19 protein-coding genes are annotated in these 17,698 nt (G+C 36.5%); 6 read left to right on the forward strand and 13 right to left on the reverse strand.

Translation table 11 applies throughout. From position 1 onward, the window contains the following. The first annotated feature begins 195 nt into the window (after positions 1–195). Together JZ787_RS12310 and JZ787_RS12315 are read left to right on the forward strand one after the other, a co-directional pair. The gene (locus JZ787_RS12310; protein WP_346312435.1) at positions 196–987 is read left to right on the forward strand and encodes a restriction endonuclease; all 792 of its coding nucleotides are present in this window, start codon (positions 196–198) and stop codon (positions 985–987) included. Between the two features lie 349 nt (positions 988–1,336). Continuing rightward, positions 1,337–2,485: a tyrosine-type recombinase/integrase gene (locus JZ787_RS12315; protein WP_346312436.1), complete on the forward strand. Its 1,149-nt coding sequence runs from the start codon at positions 1,337–1,339 to the stop codon at positions 2,483–2,485. A 27-nt stretch (positions 2,486–2,512) separates the two neighbouring features. On the opposite strand, the gene JZ787_RS12320 is transcribed toward JZ787_RS12315, so the two are convergent. The 4 genes from JZ787_RS12320 to JZ787_RS12335 all read right to left on the reverse strand — a co-directional run bounded on the left by JZ787_RS12320 (position 2,513) and on the right by JZ787_RS12335 (position 6,241). Continuing rightward, positions 2,513–2,701: a hypothetical protein gene (locus tag JZ787_RS12320; protein WP_004984339.1), complete on the reverse strand. Its 189-nt coding sequence runs from the start codon at positions 2,699–2,701 to the stop codon at positions 2,513–2,515. A gap of 94 nt (positions 2,702–2,795) precedes the next feature. Next, complete coding sequence (locus JZ787_RS12325; RefSeq protein WP_004984340.1) at positions 2,796–5,531, reverse strand: toprim domain-containing protein; 2,736 nt, start codon at positions 5,529–5,531, stop codon at positions 2,796–2,798. A gap of 9 nt (positions 5,532–5,540) precedes the next feature. After that, positions 5,541–5,936 (reverse strand): ogr/Delta-like zinc finger family protein, encoded by a 396-nt coding sequence (locus JZ787_RS12330; RefSeq protein ID WP_004984341.1) that lies wholly within the window; start codon positions 5,934–5,936, stop codon positions 5,541–5,543. Between the two features lie 131 nt (positions 5,937–6,067). Further along, positions 6,068–6,241, reverse strand: a complete 174-nt coding sequence (locus JZ787_RS12335) for a toxin-antitoxin system HicB family antitoxin (protein ID WP_004984342.1) — start codon at positions 6,239–6,241, stop codon at positions 6,068–6,070. Between the two features lie 106 nt (positions 6,242–6,347). Between JZ787_RS12335 and JZ787_RS12340 the strand changes: the two genes are divergently transcribed. Both JZ787_RS12340 and JZ787_RS12345 read left to right on the forward strand, forming a co-directional pair. Continuing rightward, complete coding sequence (locus tag JZ787_RS12340; protein WP_346312437.1) at positions 6,348–6,704, forward strand: helix-turn-helix transcriptional regulator; 357 nt, start codon at positions 6,348–6,350, stop codon at positions 6,702–6,704. Positions 6,705–6,781: 77 nt separating this feature from the next. Further along, positions 6,782–7,555, forward strand: a complete 774-nt coding sequence (locus JZ787_RS12345) for a hypothetical protein (protein WP_346312438.1) — start codon at positions 6,782–6,784, stop codon at positions 7,553–7,555. A gap of 30 nt (positions 7,556–7,585) precedes the next feature. Here JZ787_RS12345 and JZ787_RS12350 read toward each other — a convergent pair whose 3' ends face one another. From JZ787_RS12350 to JZ787_RS12365, 4 genes are all read right to left on the reverse strand, one after another. Beyond that, positions 7,586–7,747, reverse strand: a complete 162-nt coding sequence (locus JZ787_RS12350; protein ID WP_171494584.1) for a hypothetical protein — start codon at positions 7,745–7,747, stop codon at positions 7,586–7,588. 12 nt (positions 7,748–7,759) lie between these two features. Further along, positions 7,760–8,065 carry a hypothetical protein gene (locus JZ787_RS12355; protein WP_346312439.1) on the reverse strand — a complete coding sequence of 102 codons (306 nt, stop codon included), beginning with the start codon at positions 8,063–8,065 and terminating at the stop codon, positions 7,760–7,762. Continuing rightward, complete coding sequence (locus JZ787_RS12360) at positions 8,055–8,747, reverse strand: hypothetical protein (protein WP_346312440.1); 693 nt, start codon at positions 8,745–8,747, stop codon at positions 8,055–8,057. The genes JZ787_RS12355 and JZ787_RS12360 overlap by 11 nt, the downstream gene beginning before the upstream one ends. Positions 8,748–8,933: 186 nt before the next feature. Then, positions 8,934–9,077: a hypothetical protein gene (locus JZ787_RS12365; RefSeq protein WP_171264921.1), complete on the reverse strand. Its 144-nt coding sequence runs from the start codon at positions 9,075–9,077 to the stop codon at positions 8,934–8,936. Positions 9,078–9,518: 441 nt separating this feature from the next. Here JZ787_RS12365 and JZ787_RS12370 point away from each other — a divergent pair, with 441 nt between their 5' ends. Both JZ787_RS12370 and JZ787_RS12375 read left to right on the forward strand, forming a co-directional pair. After that, on the forward strand, positions 9,519–10,589 hold the full coding sequence (locus JZ787_RS12370; RefSeq protein ID WP_346312441.1) for a hypothetical protein: 1,071 nt from the start codon (positions 9,519–9,521) through the stop codon (positions 10,587–10,589). Positions 10,590–10,865: 276 nt separating this feature from the next. After that, a complete protein-coding gene (locus tag JZ787_RS12375) occupies positions 10,866–11,591 on the forward strand; it encodes a hypothetical protein (protein ID WP_346312442.1) in 726 nt (241 codons plus the stop codon). 51 nt (positions 11,592–11,642) lie between these two features. Here the strand turns inward: JZ787_RS12375 and JZ787_RS12380 are convergent, their stop codons facing one another. The 5 genes from JZ787_RS12380 to JZ787_RS12400 form a co-directional block, all read right to left on the reverse strand. Continuing rightward, complete coding sequence (locus JZ787_RS12380; RefSeq protein ID WP_346312443.1) at positions 11,643–12,719, reverse strand: response regulator; 1,077 nt, start codon at positions 12,717–12,719, stop codon at positions 11,643–11,645. Then, positions 12,716–14,929, reverse strand: coding sequence for a sensor histidine kinase (locus tag JZ787_RS12385; protein ID WP_346312444.1), 2,214 nt, complete (start codon positions 14,927–14,929; stop codon positions 12,716–12,718). Before JZ787_RS12385 ends, JZ787_RS12380 begins: the two co-directional genes overlap by 4 nt. Next, on the reverse strand, positions 14,929–16,185 hold the full coding sequence (locus tag JZ787_RS12390) for a DNA cytosine methyltransferase (protein WP_346312445.1): 1,257 nt from the start codon (positions 16,183–16,185) through the stop codon (positions 14,929–14,931). The genes JZ787_RS12385 and JZ787_RS12390 overlap by 1 nt, the downstream gene beginning before the upstream one ends. 94 nt (positions 16,186–16,279) lie before the next feature. Continuing rightward, the gene (locus JZ787_RS12395) at positions 16,280–17,266 is read right to left on the reverse strand and encodes a contractile injection system protein, VgrG/Pvc8 family (protein WP_346312446.1); all 987 of its coding nucleotides are present in this window, start codon (positions 17,264–17,266) and stop codon (positions 16,280–16,282) included. Next, positions 17,263–17,688, reverse strand: coding sequence for a phage tail protein (locus JZ787_RS12400; protein ID WP_346312447.1), 426 nt, complete (start codon positions 17,686–17,688; stop codon positions 17,263–17,265). The genes JZ787_RS12395 and JZ787_RS12400 overlap by 4 nt, the downstream gene beginning before the upstream one ends. Positions 17,689–17,698: the final 10 nt, after the last annotated feature.

Below are 17,698 nucleotides of genomic sequence, written 5' to 3' on the forward strand. Positions count from 1 at the left end.
TATAGCAATTTCCATACGTCAAAAAGGTCAATCTTTTCTATATTTTCGATAATAGTTTTGCAGGAATTTTGCATTTATTTTGCAGGCACTTATACAAATTATAGAAAAAACATAAAGATAAAGTTAATTTTCAGCCTTTTATTGATATTTGTTATATAAAGTTGAATAAAGCTCACTTATATGGTCTGAAAAAGTATGAATAATGGGAAGGAATTAGAGAAACATGTTCAGGAAGTGTATTCCTTTCTTTTAAATATGAAGGATGAAGGAATTGTGGTCGGGCATAATGTCCAAATTGTTGACAAGTTTGGGCGACCACATCAGGTTGATGTTTTTTACCAATTTGAAAAAGCTGGGGTAATTCATAAGGTAGCAATAGAGTGCAAGGACCATAAAAGGCCAATTTGTAATAATCGAGTTGCAGCGTTTTATGGGAAATTACAAAATGCTGGTGATATAAGAAAAGTAATGATTTCAAGATTTGGCTATCAGAAGTTAGCTAAGGAAATTGCAGAAGATAATGATGTTTTATTGCTAACTATTGATGATCTTCCTAAGTTAAATGAGTTAATAGCTGGGCGCATTAAATCAGTAGCATTGCCAGATGAAACAACTGTTGGCGAACCATTTTGGACAATCATGGAATTACGAAATGGAAGTGTTACTGGTAGCTATTACGCATTTAATAATTCTAAAACTAATCGTGATGAGTTAGTTTTATTTTACTCTAAGGAACATGCACAAAGATTCTTTAAAGAAGCAGAACTTGATACTAAAAATTGGTGTATCAGGGGTATGCCACAATATGTATTTAGGGCTTTTCTCTTAACGCTTCAGTTTTTTGAAAGCCGAGGTTGCGGGGTATCAATTTTATTTGCTGCACCTGAAATGTCGAAGAGAGATCCATTTATTTGTTTGAGTACGTCAAGTGAGGTGCTGGGTGACCAATACTATATAGGTGAAATGCCAGTTCTTGAAAAGGCCTAAGGGAATCAAAAGTGACAGGTTTTTTGACAGACTGACGTGTAAAACAGTCACATTCTATTAGAAATTAAAAGTACAAACCCTTGTATTTAAAAGGTCTAAGTTTGATTGAGTTTTATTGTGTTGGATGTTTGCGGGTTCAACTCCCGCCACCTCCACCAAAATTCCCGATTAAAGATGATCGCTAATGATCAGATTTAATCAAAAAAGTGAATAAAAGCCTTGGTTTAGAAATAAATCAGGGCTTTTTTTCTGCCTGTTGTTTATCAGCGTCTGTTATTGTAAGTCATTGATAATTGCTTTCTATCAAATATACTTGTGACACAATAGTGACACGCGTGTAACAATAAGAATGCTTACAGACATCCAAGTTAAAAGTCTTAAACCAAAAGAAAAGCGATATTCAATAGCAGATGGGGAAGGGCTTTCTATTGAGGTTTTTCCTACTGGGAAAAAGAAATGGGTACTTTCATATCGAATTGAAGGAAAGCAGACCAGAAAACAACTGGGTGAATATCCCGAAGTAGGCTGTAAAGACATAAGAAAAATTGCAAGGGACTTTAAGGCCGAGGTTTCAGGTAAATCAAAGGTCTCTCATCATTTAAAACAAGTGTGTGATGAATGGTTTGAATTAATGAGTCCGCAGTGGTCTAGTGAAAAATATATCAGCACGGTTAAATACCGTTTGGACTACATCACTGAAGATTTTTTAGAGTTGCCTTTAGATGAAATCACTCGCTTTCAGGTTTCATCCAAAGTAAAAGAAATTGTGGCCAAAGGAACACTCGAAACAGCCACACGTTGTCTACGTTTACTCAATGCAGTTTTTAACTTTGCGATCGCATCAGGATATACAGAAAAGAACCCATGTATTTTAGTCGGTGAGCTTATTCCTGAGCATGAGGTTCAAAGTTATCCGTGCTTACCTGCGAGTGAAATGCCTGAGTTTTTTAGACGTTTAGAGCAATGTAATGCGTTTCCAATTACTAAAGTTGTTCTAAAACTGGCCTGTTTTACTGGTACTCGAATCAGCGAGCTTTTAAAAGCGAGATGGGATTCAGGTGAAATTGATTTTGAAAATAAAGTGTGGCTAATTCCAGCATTTCGTATGAAACGACGAAAGGAATTAATGGTTCCTTTATCACCTCAAGTCTATGATCTATTTATGGCTTTATTTCACACCCGGAGTGATGACGGCTTTATCTTCAAACATACACGTGAGCCTTGGAAGCATATGACTTCTGAAACGCCTTTGGCAGTCATAAAAAGAAACGGTTATGCAAATGAGATGGTCACACATGGATTTAGGACATTATTTTCTACCCATGCAAATGAAAGTAAGCTGTTTAGGGCAGAAGTGATTGATTATCAAATTGCGCATGTCAATAAAACGACAAAAGCAGATAAAACGAGCAAGATTTATAACAGAGCTGAATACTGGCCAGAGCGCGTTGAATTAATGAACTGGTATAGCAATGAAGTTGAAAAGTGGATTGTCTAACAATTAAAAGAAAGTAAAAAAGGCGCTTTAAGCGCCTATTTCTTTTTTGATCTTATTTAAGGACGTTTCGGTCCATCCTTTATATTTATCTGATGATCGATCAGGTGGGTATTTTTCCAAATAGTGTTTTTTAAATGTATTGACTGCCATACCTAACTCAGCAGCCACTTGTCTCATTGAGTACCATTTTACGATCGTAGATGAAGTTTCTTTCATTATAGTTTCCCTCTTTACTTAACTGTTTCAGTCAAAAAATAGACAGCACCACAAAAGCTTGAAGTGCTTAATAAAATTGTTACTTCGGTCATATTCATTTTTTCCCACCTGCAGCTTGATAAGGGTTAGAGAAAATCCAGCATTTGACGATACGGTCTTCTTTAATACTTGGTTGATTGCCATAGCCTTGAATAGCTTTACTTTCATCTGCAGGTTGGTGTGATGAACGAACGGTTTTGTTTGCCTCAATGAATTTGTAGCGCTTACTTGTTTTTAATAAATTCCGCATTTCATTGATCTCAGGTAGTGCCTGATAATTACGTGCAGCAACTTTGTAGACCTCATTCAGATTGATGGCGATCTGCGAATCTGTAGTTGCGTAATGGTTCAATTGGAAGCTGGTACCACGAATACTATTGAGATATTCAAATGCATCCCAAAACTGTTGAACAAATGGATGATCTGCTGCAATTTCTTCAATACGTCGCATGGCCATACCCTCTAAATATCTTTTGGCATCACAGATGTCAGATAAATCGATTGCATCTTTAAAGACGTGCTCCGCAATGGCATCAATCATGGCTGACACTTGGGCATGACAGAGGGCGATACGGGTATTGGTAATGCCTTTTTGATGTAGCTCAATTTCAATTTCTTTATGTTTTTCGGTATAAGTTTTGAGGATGCTTTCCTCATTCTTTAAGCAAAAGGTCATGTATTTACATGCATCTTCTAAACTCATCTGTGTCAGTCGAGTGGCAACGTGCTTTTTCTCTAAGCTGTGATTTTTAGTGTCTACAGAAATATGCAACGTACGAGATAACACTGCTTCAGATGCTTGAATCGGGGTGTTTTGGCTAATCATTACCGCAGCACGGAAAGGTGGCTCGTAGGTTTCATTTCCTGCGGTTTTTAGGCCTTTAGAGCGAATTGCTCGACCGTTATAAGCATCTTTTAATTCGTCCCAACTGAACTTTGCTTTTTGAGATCCAGCCTGGTCGTTACGGTCACCTTCAATTAGTACGATTGGCATATTGGAGGTTTGGGCAAAGTTACGGTAAATCGCCACGTTGGTTGATTTGTTTGGATCGAAACCTTCATAGGCTTCACGGCCACTCAGCTTCCATAAAAACTCAATGATGGTAGATTTACCTGAGCCAGCTTGTCCGACGAACTCAAAGAATGGATAAGAGGAATTGATAGCGCGGATCTGCTCGGCAAAATATGTGCCTGTCCACCAAGCTAAAAGGATTAATCCTTTCTCTCCTTGAAGTGCATAAAAGTCTTTCCACCATGTCGGTGAAAACTCTTGTTTCGCATTTAAATGAATAACAGGGGATGCAGCTAAGGTTTTGATTTCCTTATTGCCTGTTTTAAAAAAGTCATGCTGATTTTTGTGGATAACTTGACCTTTATGCACAGCAAACTTATCAAAAATATAGGCTTCATATTCTTTAGAGTAGCCAATAAAGTCGATAGTTTTTACTTCACGTAGACGCTCTGTTTTACGCTTGATGAATGTTTCTAGCTGATGGTCGTTACCTGACCAAATAGTTCCCGATAATACGGCTAATACACGTGGTTTAAACTTGCTGCGAGAGGACATTTGCTCTGCGGTAAATGTGGTTTTAACTTCACCCCACGGTGACTGAATATGAAAGTAGTACCAGGACTCATCGGTAATTTCATTTCGTTGGAAATAAAGTGGCTCAAGCTGAGCATTACAAATCTCTTTTGCTGAAGAGCAGGTCTTTAATGCTTGAATCCGTATTTCTTCTTCAGTCAGTACAGTGCTTTGAGATTCTTCTACATACTGAACAGCCTTGTTATATTTTTCATAATCAAGCTCCCACCAGTAGGTACGGAAACGGTGATTAAAAAAGAATTGGCTTAAACTGCTACCGTAAAAATTGTAAATTAATAAACCTGTTTCTTCAGGCGTTTCTGAAATCTGTAACTTTCCGAAGTGCAGATATTTATCCTGGTCTTTTTCTGTGAGCTGTCCTCTTTGGAACAAATCATTCCAGTCGACTGATTTACCATTCATTGGCGCAGGTGGTAGGGCAGCAGTAGAAATCCACCCTTCATCCGTTGCGCGTTTATGGTGTTTCGCTAGATATTTTTTCCCTGCAGGATCATTGTCCAAAGCCCAAACTAAACGCGGTCTACTTTTATTGAGTTCATGACAGCGGTTCTTAATTTGCTCTAAAAGTACAGCAGGGTAATTCCCACTGTTCATATTACTCATACTGATCAATTCTGATTGACTAAGTGCGATCGAATTAAAGATACCTTCAGTAATCCAAATACTGCCTGCGTTACACAGTGCATCTAAATCATGCACTGTCCAAGCAAGGCCAGACCACTTTCCAATGAAGTTAGCCTTCATGCGTTCGAAGCGTTCAGGGCGGTCGATCAGGCGTTCCCAATAAATACCTTCAGCCAATTTAAAACGAACGGTCGCTGTAACGAGGCTTCGGTTTTTAGGTGAACGATACAGCTCTTGGGTATACAGCCCCTTGAGCTTTGAGATATCAAAACCACGGCCTTCTTTGAGGTAAGCATCTGCTGCTGCATGTGGGTTTGCTGTTGTTTGCGGGTGATACTCAGACCAGTCTTTAAAAAGCTCCTCACAGATCTCTTTGACATGTTCTTCGTAGCCACATTTATTGATCCGTCCACACTTCACCATACGTGGGGTGATTGCATGCGTATAGAGTTCTTTTTCTTTACATTTCGGACAGACTCCCTCTCGATACCATTCACCTTTTTTCTTGAAATGGAATAACTGGTTGAGTCGGTCATCTATCCGTTGCTGTAGGTGATACATATCTACGCCTTATAAGAGTCTGATTTGTTTAAGCCGATTGCGGTAGACACTGGCTTTGGTCAAATCAATCGTGGATGAGTGGAATAAGGCAGAGATAAAGCCTTCAACATAGTTTTCTTGTTGTTTGTCGATCACAGTCATCATTTCTAAACTGGACAGGTGATGTTCTAGTTCTACTTCCCATTGACGTTTGTGCTGCGGTAACCCGGTTTGAACTTCGATGTTTGGATTGATGCTGTTTTGAATTGGGCGAACCATTTCTAGACTGGCTGCAAAGCTGGCAAGGCACTGGTCGTTCTGACAGCTCACAATCAGTTCGTGTAAAAGAGGAGAGGGCTTTTTACGACTAGATACATACATACGTCTTCCACAGTGCGGGCAGTAGAAACCAATTGATTTACTCATCATTACCTCTGAATTGAATTAAGTAGTTGTTGCTCCCGACACCAAGTACTTAATATTTTTTGCTTTACACAGAATTGTAAAAATATGTAAACAGAACCCCGTAAATCTGTGAGTGGCTCAAAAGGTGTGCCTTATGATGATTTTGTTTCTTGAGGTGAAGTTTCTAGTTCAGCTTCAACAAGGCTTTTAATCCATTCGTTCAGTGACATGTTGAGCTTTGCTGCTTCGATACGAGCGAGACGACGATTTTCTGGTGTAGTGCGAAAGCTGATCTGTACTTCTTTTTGAGACTCTTGAGTAGCCATGTTTGTTTCCTTTTGAGTCCACAGTTATTAAACTGTGGTGAATAGAGAACTTTGTTAAAATGGTAAATAAGCAAAGCAATATTATCCCAATTGGGATAATTAATATATGGATTTATCCCAAATGGTAAATGAGAATAACGATCAAAGAGGCGAACGCCTTCGTCAGGAACGATCACGCTTAGATCTGTCGCAAAAAGATTTCGCTGCGTTATTTGGTAAGAAAAACATGGCTGTAATGCGCTACGAGAAAGGCGAGCGCGTTATGGGGCAGGAAGACTTAGAAGCGCTGCATAAAGCGGGTGTGGATGTTTGGTACTTGATCACTGGTGAACGGACCCAGCCTGATTTACTTTCTGATGAAGCAAAAGAGTTGTTGAAATATTGGGATCAGGTTGATCCTGAACAGCGTCAAACTTTAATGACTTTAGTGCGTAATTTTGCGGAAAGTTTTGGTAAAAAATAATCATATTTAACAATGAGTAAGTGAGAATTTACTCATTCAATTCATAATTAAAATTATCTTTATAATATGTGGTATTTATGGCTCCAGAAGATATAAAAAATTTATTGGCATTCGGAGGTGTATTTTTCTCTGCATTAACTGCTATAGCCATGATTTTTTACAAATTTAAAGAGTTTGAGAATCATCATGAAAATTCTTTGAATAAGAAGCTTAAATCTAGCATTGAGTATGATGAAAAATTTTCTAAGAATGCTAGAAAAAATAATTTTTCCAAGCACGTTAAAGATGCAGCTGCTTGTGATCTAGTTGGCAGTAAAGATGTAGATTCATTTTTAGTTGATCTATTCTTAGAGTTACATGAAAGAAAGCTTATAGATTTAAACGAAATGATGTATTTGTTCAAAAGAGGATACAAATTTGGATATTTAAAATATGAAAAAAATATCGATATCTATGAGTGTTTTAGCTTTAGATTTAGTAAAAGTAATAGCCTGCAATATTATTCAAATGTTGAAAAAGTCAAAAATACAAAAAAAATGGCAAGCATAAGCTTCTATGCATTTTTTATAGTGTTGATTTTATATTCACTATTTTTTTCATATTTAGTTTTAACTTCGACAAACTTTTATGATTTTGCATTTCCTGTGATTTTTGGAACCATTACTTTTTTCTTAGCCTTTCTTTTTCCGATGTTAGCTATTGCAATGGATGATACATCCATGTTTTTGTCCAGGTTTTACAATGCATATAGAATTTATGATGAACAAAAGAAGAAAGAAGACAGAGAAAAATTAGATATGCAAAGTAATTCTACTTGTTCAAACTACAGTGAATATAGAAGACGCTACTAATAAAAAAGCCCTCCTAAGAGGGCTTTTTTATCACTCTTTATCTACAGCTTTTTGAATCTGTCGTACCTGTTCCTGAATAATAAATAATGTCGCAGCTACCGATTCTCCAGTTAAAGAATCACAGCTTTCCGTCGACTCAATGAGTAAAGATAAGTGCTGATCTAATAATGATAATCTTGTTTGAATATCCATGATATTTTCCCTCTAACGGTTAAAACCGTTGTTTATCAGGTCGGACAGTTCATTGAAGAATCGCCAGCTTTTTTCTGTATTTTCTAATATCAAAATTGCCTGTACAGCACAGATAGAAAGGTTGTAGGTCTCATGCTGCTCATTGAAATGGTAGTCGATATGCTCACGAAGGCGAGACCAGGTAATGTTGGTTTCAACAAATGTTTTGTATGACACGTCCGTGTCGAGCAAGCGGTACAAATGCTTTGAACTGATGAAGAACTTACGCTTCTTGGTACTTGGCTCTTGTAGGCGCATAACGTGCTTTTCAATACCCATGATCAGTCCCTCGTAAAAATTCGGTTGGTAGTATTTGTTCTGGCGTGTGCCATTGCCATCTGTTGATGTTTAACCTTGTTGGTGCTGAAGCAGTGTAGGTAATTATTTTTCGGGCGATGTTAAGCCACTGGTTTAGTCGAGGATCGTCATGGGCAATGTCCAGTTTGTACTGGCGAAGCTGTAAATACAGTGAGCGATAGTCGCTATGGAAAAGTGATAAATCTTCTTTTGCTGCAACTGGATTAATTGGAGTATCAGTCCCATTGATTGGCTCAGCCGGGGATGGAGTACTAGGATCTTTTTTAGTTGGCTGTGATGTGCCAATGCCAAAGAGTTGCTTTAATTTTTTATAGTTGATGGTGTAGTAATTCACCCGCATAGACTTAATTTTTGAGAGCTTATTGATCTCGATTAAGCCGAGCTCCTTGAGTTTGGCCACAGCTCTTTTGATGGTCGAAATACTGAACAAACCCAGTGTCGACTGCCATTCTTCAAAGGTGTGAAACCACCACTTACGGTTTAGGTAGACAGTGAGGTTTTTCTTTTGTTTGTACTTACGTGTTTCACTGATGAGGAAGTGCAATTTCTGCAAGAATGTGGCTGCTGCAGTCCCCAGCTCTTTAGCGAGCTGAGGGGAGGCAATGAGTGGATATTCTTGGTGTTGAAGGAGGATATTTTTCATTATTTTTCTCCCCGATAGGTTTCAGTGAAACAAGCTTTACAATGTGATCGCCATTGTGTTTTGCCCCGCCAAATACCATTTTTATAGAAGAAGTCTGTGTCGAGAGGATAGTAGTCGCCACATAGAGTGCAGCGTTTTTCTGTACCGAGTTCAGTGTTGATATAAATTTTAGGCATACGATTCCCCTTAACGTGTGAAACGTAGGCGAATAAAATTTAAAATTTGTTTATGAATTTGGGGTTGAGCAAAGTTAGATGCTTGTAAGCGTTGTAGACAGAGGGTGTCGAGGCGTACAGGTGCTGAATGCACACTTTTATTTTGAGTGTTCATAGTCGTTTACTCTTCTAGTAAGTTTTAACACCTACCAACATTCCTTCCACAGAATGGTGGCAGACTACACAGGGGTGGAAGTACCGTTCTAGAAGTAACGGTCAGCACAAGGCTGCCCTGCATAGCCTGCCATAACGACTGACTAAACAGTGGGCAAAAAAAATGCCGCATAAGCGACTGTGATTTTGCGCTTCTAGATAATAAACAGACTTCCACATCTGATCACAGATTTTGCTGTGATATGGACAATATAATTTAAATATTTTTTTAGTCAACTGTTTTTAACTTTGATCATTCTTTTATAACTCTATTCTTTATTCTATTTATATATAGAAGAAAAGTTCTTTTTGATACAATGCTTTGGCTCATTGTGAGCTAATGGATCGGGTCATGTTGATACGATGCATGGGGGCAGGTTATATAATTTTATAGTGGTCGTTAATGGAAAATTCTAAAATAGTACCAGTTGAGGATTTTGAAAAAGAAGTCAGAGTAGTCACTGGGTATACTCAAGATATAATGGAAAATCTAAAAAATATATTTCGTATATTATTGAATCTAGAGAGCAGCACGTATTTCAACCAAGAAGAAAAAAATGATTTAAAGAATTATCTTTTAGACATAGAAAATATGTTGGAAGAATATGCGGAATTTCTTAAAATATCTGAATACAGATCGTATATTACTACAAGTCATAAAAATAGAACTCTAAGATTACGGTTGTTCCGTTTAAAACGAGTTTTACTTGAAGCTTTTAAAGCTTGCCAAAAAGTAGACAGAGACATTGCTTTGCTAGTTTTAGATGATGTAGCTCAAGCAAGTTACGACTTTAGCGAATGGTTAACTTCATACAAAATATTTTTAAATACTCAAATTTTGCATGATAGAAAAATAGAAAGTTTAAATAAAAAAATCAAAGCATCGCAAGCTGAATTACAAAGAATTAACAGCCAAAGAACTGAGTTAATATATTCACAAGCGAGCAAAAATTATCTTGAAACTGCCAGAATTTACGAGTGGTCTTTCTATTTAATTTTTTTTGCTGCAATACTGGTAACGATAGTAAGTCTGGTTCATTTTCCATATGGTTCAACAGATATTGTTGACTATGTTCTTTATAAAGTTTTAACTGTTTCTATTATTGTTACAACTGGTACAATTTTTCTACGGAAAGCTAGTCATTTACGAAAATTACATGATCAAGCGAATCAAACATCACTGGAGTTGCAAGCTTTGCCTCTCTATTTACGAAATGTAGATGAGGCCGAGCATTCTGTAATTTATAAGAATTTAGCTGAAAAGTATTTTGGTAAAGAAATTGATCAAACTCAGAATGATAAAGTTGGGGACTTGATGAAAGATCAGCTAGCAGCAGGTACCGAATTGATTAAGGCAAGTGCTGAAATGGTTAAGAATGTGAAAACACTTAGTACAAGTGTAGATAAGACAATAAGCAACAAACCAAATAACACTTCAGCTGAAGATAAGACCAAGTCTGAAGGTGACGGTTAAACTGTATATGAATTTTTAAGCTCTCCGTGGAAAGCTTTTTTATTGAGTAAATTAAGCCAAGTGTTTAAAAAAAATACAATTGGTTTAATTGCAATATAAATTTAACAAAGTTTTCTTGCTAAAAAAATTAAAGATGCTATTGGTATAGTCGTGGATAGATCAGAATTACTCATTCTTTTAATTGTTGAAAATTTTATTATCTAGCAAGTTTACTCATATTTATAGCCATGAATATGATTAGCGTGCTTCAAATTTCTTAATGATTAGGAGTAAGGCATGATTAACTATGCTGAAAGTGATGTATTGATTGAACGACTTAATGTATCAGTTAAGGAACTAGGTCTAACCCAAGATTCGCTAATTGAAAAGATTATTGATGGTTTAGTCGCTAAATCGGCTAAACGAGAAGTTTATATTGAGGAGTTTAAGAGTAATCGAAAATTTCTACTTGAAAAAATTTTCAATAATCAAATTAATGACTTTTGGGATCCAAATGACTTAAATGATATATTGCGCTGTATTTTAAAAATCTTATTAAGTAAAAGTGCTTATAAAAGGTTGTTAGAAGAAATAGGTCAACACAACTTATATAGTGATGGAACCCCTATTTGTTATGATCCTGCAAAAAATGGACAAAATATTCTGAAACATGGAATAGTTTTCCATGCAGTGCATAGCTACAGTCATGGTCATTTTCCTCTTATTTCACCTAATAGAGGCGAAAGGCAAGTACTGTTTACTCGATATTACTTTGAAGACAATAATCACATATACATGTGTGAAGAAAAGCCTGACAAGAAATATTCATTTGTAGCTACAGTGTTTGACTCAACTGATGATGACAGGATGATGTTTATCACTTCAAGAATCATTGATTTGGGTGGTGATATTGATTATCAACTTGAAATGCTAATTTCACAGAATGGACTGAATCCCAATGATTTAGATAGTTTAAGATCTAGGGCATTAGAAATTTTGAGAGAAAGTGAGCAATACGTTTGAACTTTCCACAGAAAACTGGGCGTAAAGCCCAGTTTTTCTTTTAAAGAATAATTATTCTGTTGGTCTTGTGTCTTGAGACAATAATTCTGAAATATAACTATCTTTATGTCTTAGGTCCGGTTGGCCCTGTCTAGCATAATAGCTTGAAAACCTTCCTAAAATATCACTAATAAAATATGGCGAGATTTGGATCTTTACTTCACTGAACTGGCCTTGAAGCTCTTCTAATGAATAGCTTGCAACTGACGTGAAATCAATAAAGCCTCCAAGAAATGGTGATAATGGTGGAAGATAATGAAATTCTTGCTTTTTATTGTTAATTAAGGTTTTTAATTTATCACTTCGTTTATTATTTGCTGTATTTCCAGGGAAATTTTGGCTAATGTATATTAATGGTGCAATAATTTCTGCAAGAAGAATGCATCGAGCTTTCGAATTGGCAAAGTCGCAAGCAGGGGTTAATACAATATGGTAATTATTATTTGAATTTTGTTTGATAATACTTCCTGTTTTTATTGTTTTATCAATTGGTGGATATATATACATTTCTTCGAGAAAATACATATTGTCTGTTTTATCAATATGTTGTGTCAAATGGTTTAAGGTATGGCGTAGAATTGCTTTTTTAACAGATTCTCTATCTTCATACCCAATCCAATGCTTTTTCTGATGATAAATATTTTGATAGAAAACTTCTTTTAGGAAATCTTGGATTTCCCCCTTTGCATTGAATAAATCGTTAAAACCAAAGTCCTTAGTCTTTTTTAGATCTTCTAAAATATCGGTTATAACACTTTCTTTTTCCCCTTTTTTGTATACATCAATGAAACTATATTCACTAATATCATCAGGTGTGCCTGTATATACAATGATAGGGATAATCATTTTTTGTTCTAGAATAGTTGTGACAATTTGCTTGCCACCTTGATCACCATCATTTAATGATAGATCTAAAACAATTCCATCAAAAATATTTTGTTGTATTAGACTATTAGCAGTTTCAAAATCTTTGGCAATACTTAAACTGATTGATATTTGATTCTCTACCTCAAAGATTTCTAATGAGGATTCAAATGTACTAATATCAGTATCGTTATCTTCTACTAATAATATGTTTAAGTTGCTCATTTTACATCCCCCTTATTAATAAGTTTAAACAGCGCACCATCATCGCTTTCTTCAGCTTGCAGCTTTAGATTATTTCTAATAGCTGCCTCACCAGCTATAGCAAGACCTAAGCCTGTGCCACCATCAGGTTTTCCAGAAAAGCCAGGAGTAAAAATAGTATGGCTTTCGATATCCTCTGCTTTGAGACCAGGACCAGAATCTTGGTAAGTTAGAGATTGAAATACACCATTATTCTCAATCACCTTGATGGTTATTTGCTTATTTGGCCATTTCGTTGAAGTTAGCCAGTAAATACTGTTTTCAAGTAAGTTAAATAAAATTGCTATAATGTCTTGTTTCCAGCATAAGAAACTTAAATTTTCAGGGCATGAAACCGTTATTTGAATATTGTTCTCATTAATTTCTGTTTCGGAAACACCTATTGCTTGATTAATAATATCCTTTAAATTTTCATCTTTTCGATTAGGTCTTCTTGCTGTAGCAAGTGGATCTATTTTTTTAAAAAGTAAAACAAAATGTTTTGAATTATCAAGAACGCCATCAACCTTTTCAATCACCTTCGCTAAGTGCTTTTCATCATGGCTTTTATCAAACATGGTTTTCCATTTTTTTAAAATTGGAATTTCATTTTGAAAAAAGTTAAGAGGTCTACGTCCTTCGTGAACTAGTCTATTGATAATTTTGCCTAGCGTTGCTTCACCCTGATAAATTGCTATTGCTCTTTTAATGTATTCTAAGTCTTTTGTTTTTTGTTTAGCATCCTCAACAACAAGATTTAAAATATCTTGAGAAATTTTATCTTTATGTTCATTATCAATATCTGACTTACCTAAGGTAGTCTGAATTTTCTCAGACAATTTTTCACTTGAAAAAATATTAGTCAATTTTTCTTCAATAGTTTCTTTTTTTCTGGATTTACCCGTATTTTCACGATATCTAAATCGGTTTACTTCTAATTGTTTTAAGACTTGACCTGAAATTGCTATAAGGTTTTTATAAGCCTCATTATCACGTAATCCATCACGAGCACTTTTTTCAAATAAATTTGATTGTTCTTCTGACTCAATGACAACGTACCCAATAATTTGATTCACACTGATTCGTAATGATGGGTTATTTACACGTTGGAAGTTAAGATCCATCCAATCATATCCAACATCTCCAAGTGGCCTGATTCTAAAGCCGTGTCTGAAAACACCCACACCATGATATGTATCTAAAAGGGCACGAATATCCTTTCTTGCTAGGGCCCCGTTATCAGTTTCTTTTGTTCTTTCAATTAAATCATCTAAAGCATCAACTTCTCTATCATAGACACGAAAGTCAATCTTGAGTGAACCACAGTTAGTTGGTTGGTAATAGTTATAATCGATCTCAATAGAAGGTAAATTTGGTTCTTTTTGACAAGAATAAGTCAGCTTTCCTTTTCCATCACTACCTATTTCACCATGTATTCGATAATCGTAAAAATCAACAATTGGAAAAGGTTTAATTTCTCTGAAACTACTTTGTTCCTGAAATATTTCATCATTAAGTGTTGAGGTGTCGGCACCACTAATTTTTAAATAAATTTTAAAATCATTTTTCTTTGAATCTAATGGAGAAATAAGTTTTTTTAATTCAAACTCTAAAATTCTTATATTGTCTTTAGTCCATGACTCAAAATATTCCTCATTTCCATATATCTTCAGAATAGTACCTTGGTCTCCTACGCTTAATGTTTCATTCTCAACTTTGATATCTATTTGATCTAAATAATCAACTTTATTAAAGATATCCCAATCAATTTCCGCAGTTGTTGAACTTAGATCTTTAGTGACAGAATTAATTTTTAATATATTGCCTAATACGGCAACAGCATATCTCCCAATGCCTTTCCGACCTTGCATGATACGATTTTTATGACTACTAGTTCTTCTGATGAGTTTATCGTTTGTTGAGGGAACCATCCATTTATGTAAAAACGTTTCTAGGTTCATACCATGCCCGTTGTCACTAATAGTGATTTCAACAGTTTTACATTGGCTATCTAATTCAATTTCAACTTTGATTTCATCTGCATCTGCATCGTATGCATTTTTTACTAGTTCAATAATTGCAGCAGCTTCATTTTGTATTAGCTCTTTGCCAATAGTTGCAAGGTGTCTTCCAGCTGGACGAATTTTATAAGAGCCAATAGTTTTATTTTCTACTATATTTTGATCAGTCATTACCAATTCCTTAATAATTGTTCTGCAATTTTTTGTGCAAGTAAAACGGGTACAGCATTTCCAATCTGTTTAAATGCACTTGTACGTGCAGGTCTCTGCGAAACATTTTCAAAATAATAATCATCAGGGAAGGTTTGAATTCGCGCTGCTTCTCTTGGAGTAATTGAACGGTTTTGTTCAATGTCTGGATGAATATAGTGATGTCCATCTTTAGAAATGTGAGCAACAACTGTATGGGTTGCAGGAAGGTCCCCAGCAACAACTTTAAAACGATCGACAAATGAGTCGGTACCTTTATGGCTTTTTAAGCGTGAAGGTAAGTCATTATAATGTAAGCGCCTTTTTTCATCGTTCCATAAATTGACAGCAAAACGATAAATCTCTAAGTCTTGCTCAGAATGAGGGCGAGCTTGATGCCAAGTAAGAGGGAATTTTCCTTTAATACCTGATTTTTCGAGCCACTCACTTTTATAACGAACATATTTTTGAGGGGCTGGCGTACCGCCACCAGCTTGAATTTTGGGTAAGTCAGCAAAGAGTTCCCATACATTGACTTCGGGACTCCATTTTTCAGGCTCAGGATAGAAAGAGTCATCAGATAAATGATCCTTTTTGCCGACTAAAATAATTCTCTTACGGTTTTGTAATACACCGTATTCATTGGCAGAAAGAACTTTATACTCAATCGTGTAGCCAATTTCGACAAACAAGGCCTTCATCTTGTCGAAATATAAATGTCCATTGGGATCTTTAGCTGTAAGTAGGCCAAGTACGTTTTCAAAAACAAAATATTTAGGAGAATAGCGTTTTAGAAATTCTGCATAATAAATATAGAGGTGATTCCTTGCATCGTTGACCATGTTGCCACGCGCACGGCCAATGAGCGAATAAGCTTGGCAGGGTGGGCCACCAATAATTAAATCGATCTTTTCATTATTTAAAATATTATCTAGCTCCTGAAAAATTCCAGGCAATGTTTCCTTATCGATAAATTTATTGATAACAGAATTAATCTCATTTTGAGGCACAGCTTTATAAAGCTCATCTCTCGTAATATTATTATTTAGATAATCTGTATAAATATTACTTTTATTATTCTTATTCAACCAATGAAAAGCTTGGCGTGTTTTTAAGGTATAACACGCAGACGCATCAGCTTCAACATGGGCAACTGGTTCAAAGCCAGCACGGATAAAACCTTCGGAAAGTCCCCCAGCGCCAGCGAATAAATCCAGAAATTTTAAGACATTAGACATATACAGACTATAATTAATTATTTAAACCAGGATAACAATAAAGGATTATCTTTACCAGGCATTATAGACTGTTAATTTGTTGAAAAGCTATTATTTATACTTGCGATTCTAATTCTAACTGGGTCGTTAGACCGCTATTTTTAGCATAGTTATGTGTGGCTTTTTCAACGATCCATTTCAGCTTATCTACCTCAGCCTTAAAACCCTCTACTTTGATTGGGGACTCCGTACTGATCTCAGGTAGCCCATAAGCCAAATTGATGCTGAATTTCGCCATTTGACGCTTAATCTCAGCCATCTTTGCAGCACTGGCACGTTCCGCTTCAGCTTTGTTGGCAAACGTCCCTTTTAAGTGCTTAACCTTGCCTTTATCACCAGTCACCACCTTTTCGCGTTTGGCTTTACCTGTGTCCTGATAACTGGCTGATACACCAGTATGGTCAGACTCGCGATCCTGTTCGCTGTAACGGAATTGGTCGCCACTGTTCCTAGTTAAAATGATGGTGGGTAAATCTTTACCTGAAGCCGTCTTTGCACTGCCTGCGGTAAAGATTAAAAGCCGATCTTTTTTCACAGCCATCTCTGCACCATTTTGTTTGGCCAGTCGTTGCAGTAGGTTGAGATCCGACTCATTGGTTTGGTCAATGTGGCTTAAAGTAATCGCCTTTAGAGCTGCGGTCATGACCAAAGTCAGTTTATGGTTTTGCGCGATTTCAGTTGCAATAGCCCCAAAGGTTTTGCGGTGGTATGACTTTGACTTAGCTTCTTTGATATTGCTTTTAAAATTGGTACTAGATGCCTTAATGGTGATTTGATCGGGTGTACCCGACCATTCAGTCTCATCGACAATAAAATCGCCTTTATCGTGTAAGCCTTCGCCTTTAAAACCCATCAGACAGTTAAGACGTACACCACGTTTCGGCAGTTGTAATGCACCGTCATGGTCATCAAGAACGATACTCAACTCATCTGCTTCATTGGCGCGATTATCTGTCACAGTAACGCTTAAAATTCGCTTAGAAATAAGCTCATTTAACGGTTTATTGTCTGCGCTAATCATACAAATAGGCGTTTTAATCATGCTGAACCTTCTTGCTGTGGAGCAGATTGCATTTCAATGCGTTCGTCATCAACACGGCTCAGCTTGAGGGTGTAATCAACCTTACGCGAGACACCGTTGTCCATTAAAATGGATTTGGTTTCGTCGATGCTGTCGATGACAAAGACACCGTATAAATAACCTGAACCGTCCATCAACACATAGCCTTGTCCTGTATCAGCCATGCTCGCCAATTCATCCAGCGCAAAGCGTGTACCGAAGCCGTATTCTTCATAAATGAGACCAGGCATTGTCACCGTGTCTGAACCTGCACCAGTGAACTGCTTTTTCGCACGTCCATTCGCCACGGCATTTTCGGCATAGCTCCATGAACGTTGGCGTTGGATCTCTTGAAAGGCCAATGTACTGGTCTTAAAAATGAATTGTCCTAAACTCATCAACATGATTGTCCCC

The organism is Acinetobacter sp. BWR-L5 (genome assembly GCF_039655985.1).
Taxonomy (GTDB): domain Bacteria; phylum Pseudomonadota; class Gammaproteobacteria; order Pseudomonadales; family Moraxellaceae; genus Acinetobacter; species Acinetobacter johnsonii.

Excerpts from the sequence above, each read along its gene's own strand:
- JZ787_RS12375 (WP_346312442.1), top strand. The coding sequence starts at position 10,866 with ATGATTAACTATGCTGAAAGTGATGTATTGATTGAACGACTTAATGTA.
- JZ787_RS12310 (WP_346312435.1), top strand. The coding sequence starts at position 196 with ATGAATAATGGGAAGGAATTAGAGAAACATGTTCAGGAAGTGTATTCC.
- JZ787_RS12360 (WP_346312440.1), bottom strand. The coding sequence starts at position 8,747 with ATGAAAAATATCCTCCTTCAACACCAAGAATATCCACTCATTGCCTCC.
- JZ787_RS12315 (WP_346312436.1), top strand. The coding sequence starts at position 1,337 with ATGCTTACAGACATCCAAGTTAAAAGTCTTAAACCAAAAGAAAAGCGA.
- JZ787_RS12400 (WP_346312447.1), bottom strand. The coding sequence starts at position 17,688 with ATGTTGATGAGTTTAGGACAATTCATTTTTAAGACCAGTACATTGGCC.
- JZ787_RS12340 (WP_346312437.1), top strand. The coding sequence starts at position 6,348 with ATGGATTTATCCCAAATGGTAAATGAGAATAACGATCAAAGAGGCGAA.
- JZ787_RS12385 (WP_346312444.1), bottom strand. The coding sequence starts at position 14,929 with ATGACTGATCAAAATATAGTAGAAAATAAAACTATTGGCTCTTATAAA.
- JZ787_RS12330 (WP_004984341.1), bottom strand. The coding sequence starts at position 5,936 with ATGAGTAAATCAATTGGTTTCTACTGCCCGCACTGTGGAAGACGTATG.
- JZ787_RS12345 (WP_346312438.1), top strand. The coding sequence starts at position 6,782 with ATGGCTCCAGAAGATATAAAAAATTTATTGGCATTCGGAGGTGTATTT.
- JZ787_RS12325 (WP_004984340.1), bottom strand. The coding sequence starts at position 5,531 with ATGTATCACCTACAGCAACGGATAGATGACCGACTCAACCAGTTATTC.
- JZ787_RS12365 (WP_171264921.1), bottom strand. The coding sequence starts at position 9,077 with ATGAACACTCAAAATAAAAGTGTGCATTCAGCACCTGTACGCCTCGAC.
- JZ787_RS12370 (WP_346312441.1), top strand. The coding sequence starts at position 9,519 with ATGGAAAATTCTAAAATAGTACCAGTTGAGGATTTTGAAAAAGAAGTC.
- JZ787_RS12380 (WP_346312443.1), bottom strand. The coding sequence starts at position 12,719 with ATGAGCAACTTAAACATATTATTAGTAGAAGATAACGATACTGATATT.
- JZ787_RS12335 (WP_004984342.1), bottom strand. The coding sequence starts at position 6,241 with ATGGCTACTCAAGAGTCTCAAAAAGAAGTACAGATCAGCTTTCGCACT.
- JZ787_RS12355 (WP_346312439.1), bottom strand. The coding sequence starts at position 8,065 with ATGGGTATTGAAAAGCACGTTATGCGCCTACAAGAGCCAAGTACCAAG.
- JZ787_RS12395 (WP_346312446.1), bottom strand. The coding sequence starts at position 17,266 with ATGATTAAAACGCCTATTTGTATGATTAGCGCAGACAATAAACCGTTA.
- JZ787_RS12320 (WP_004984339.1), bottom strand. The coding sequence starts at position 2,701 with ATGAAAGAAACTTCATCTACGATCGTAAAATGGTACTCAATGAGACAA.
- JZ787_RS12350 (WP_171494584.1), bottom strand. The coding sequence starts at position 7,747 with ATGGATATTCAAACAAGATTATCATTATTAGATCAGCACTTATCTTTA.
- JZ787_RS12390 (WP_346312445.1), bottom strand. The coding sequence starts at position 16,185 with ATGTCTAATGTCTTAAAATTTCTGGATTTATTCGCTGGCGCTGGGGGA.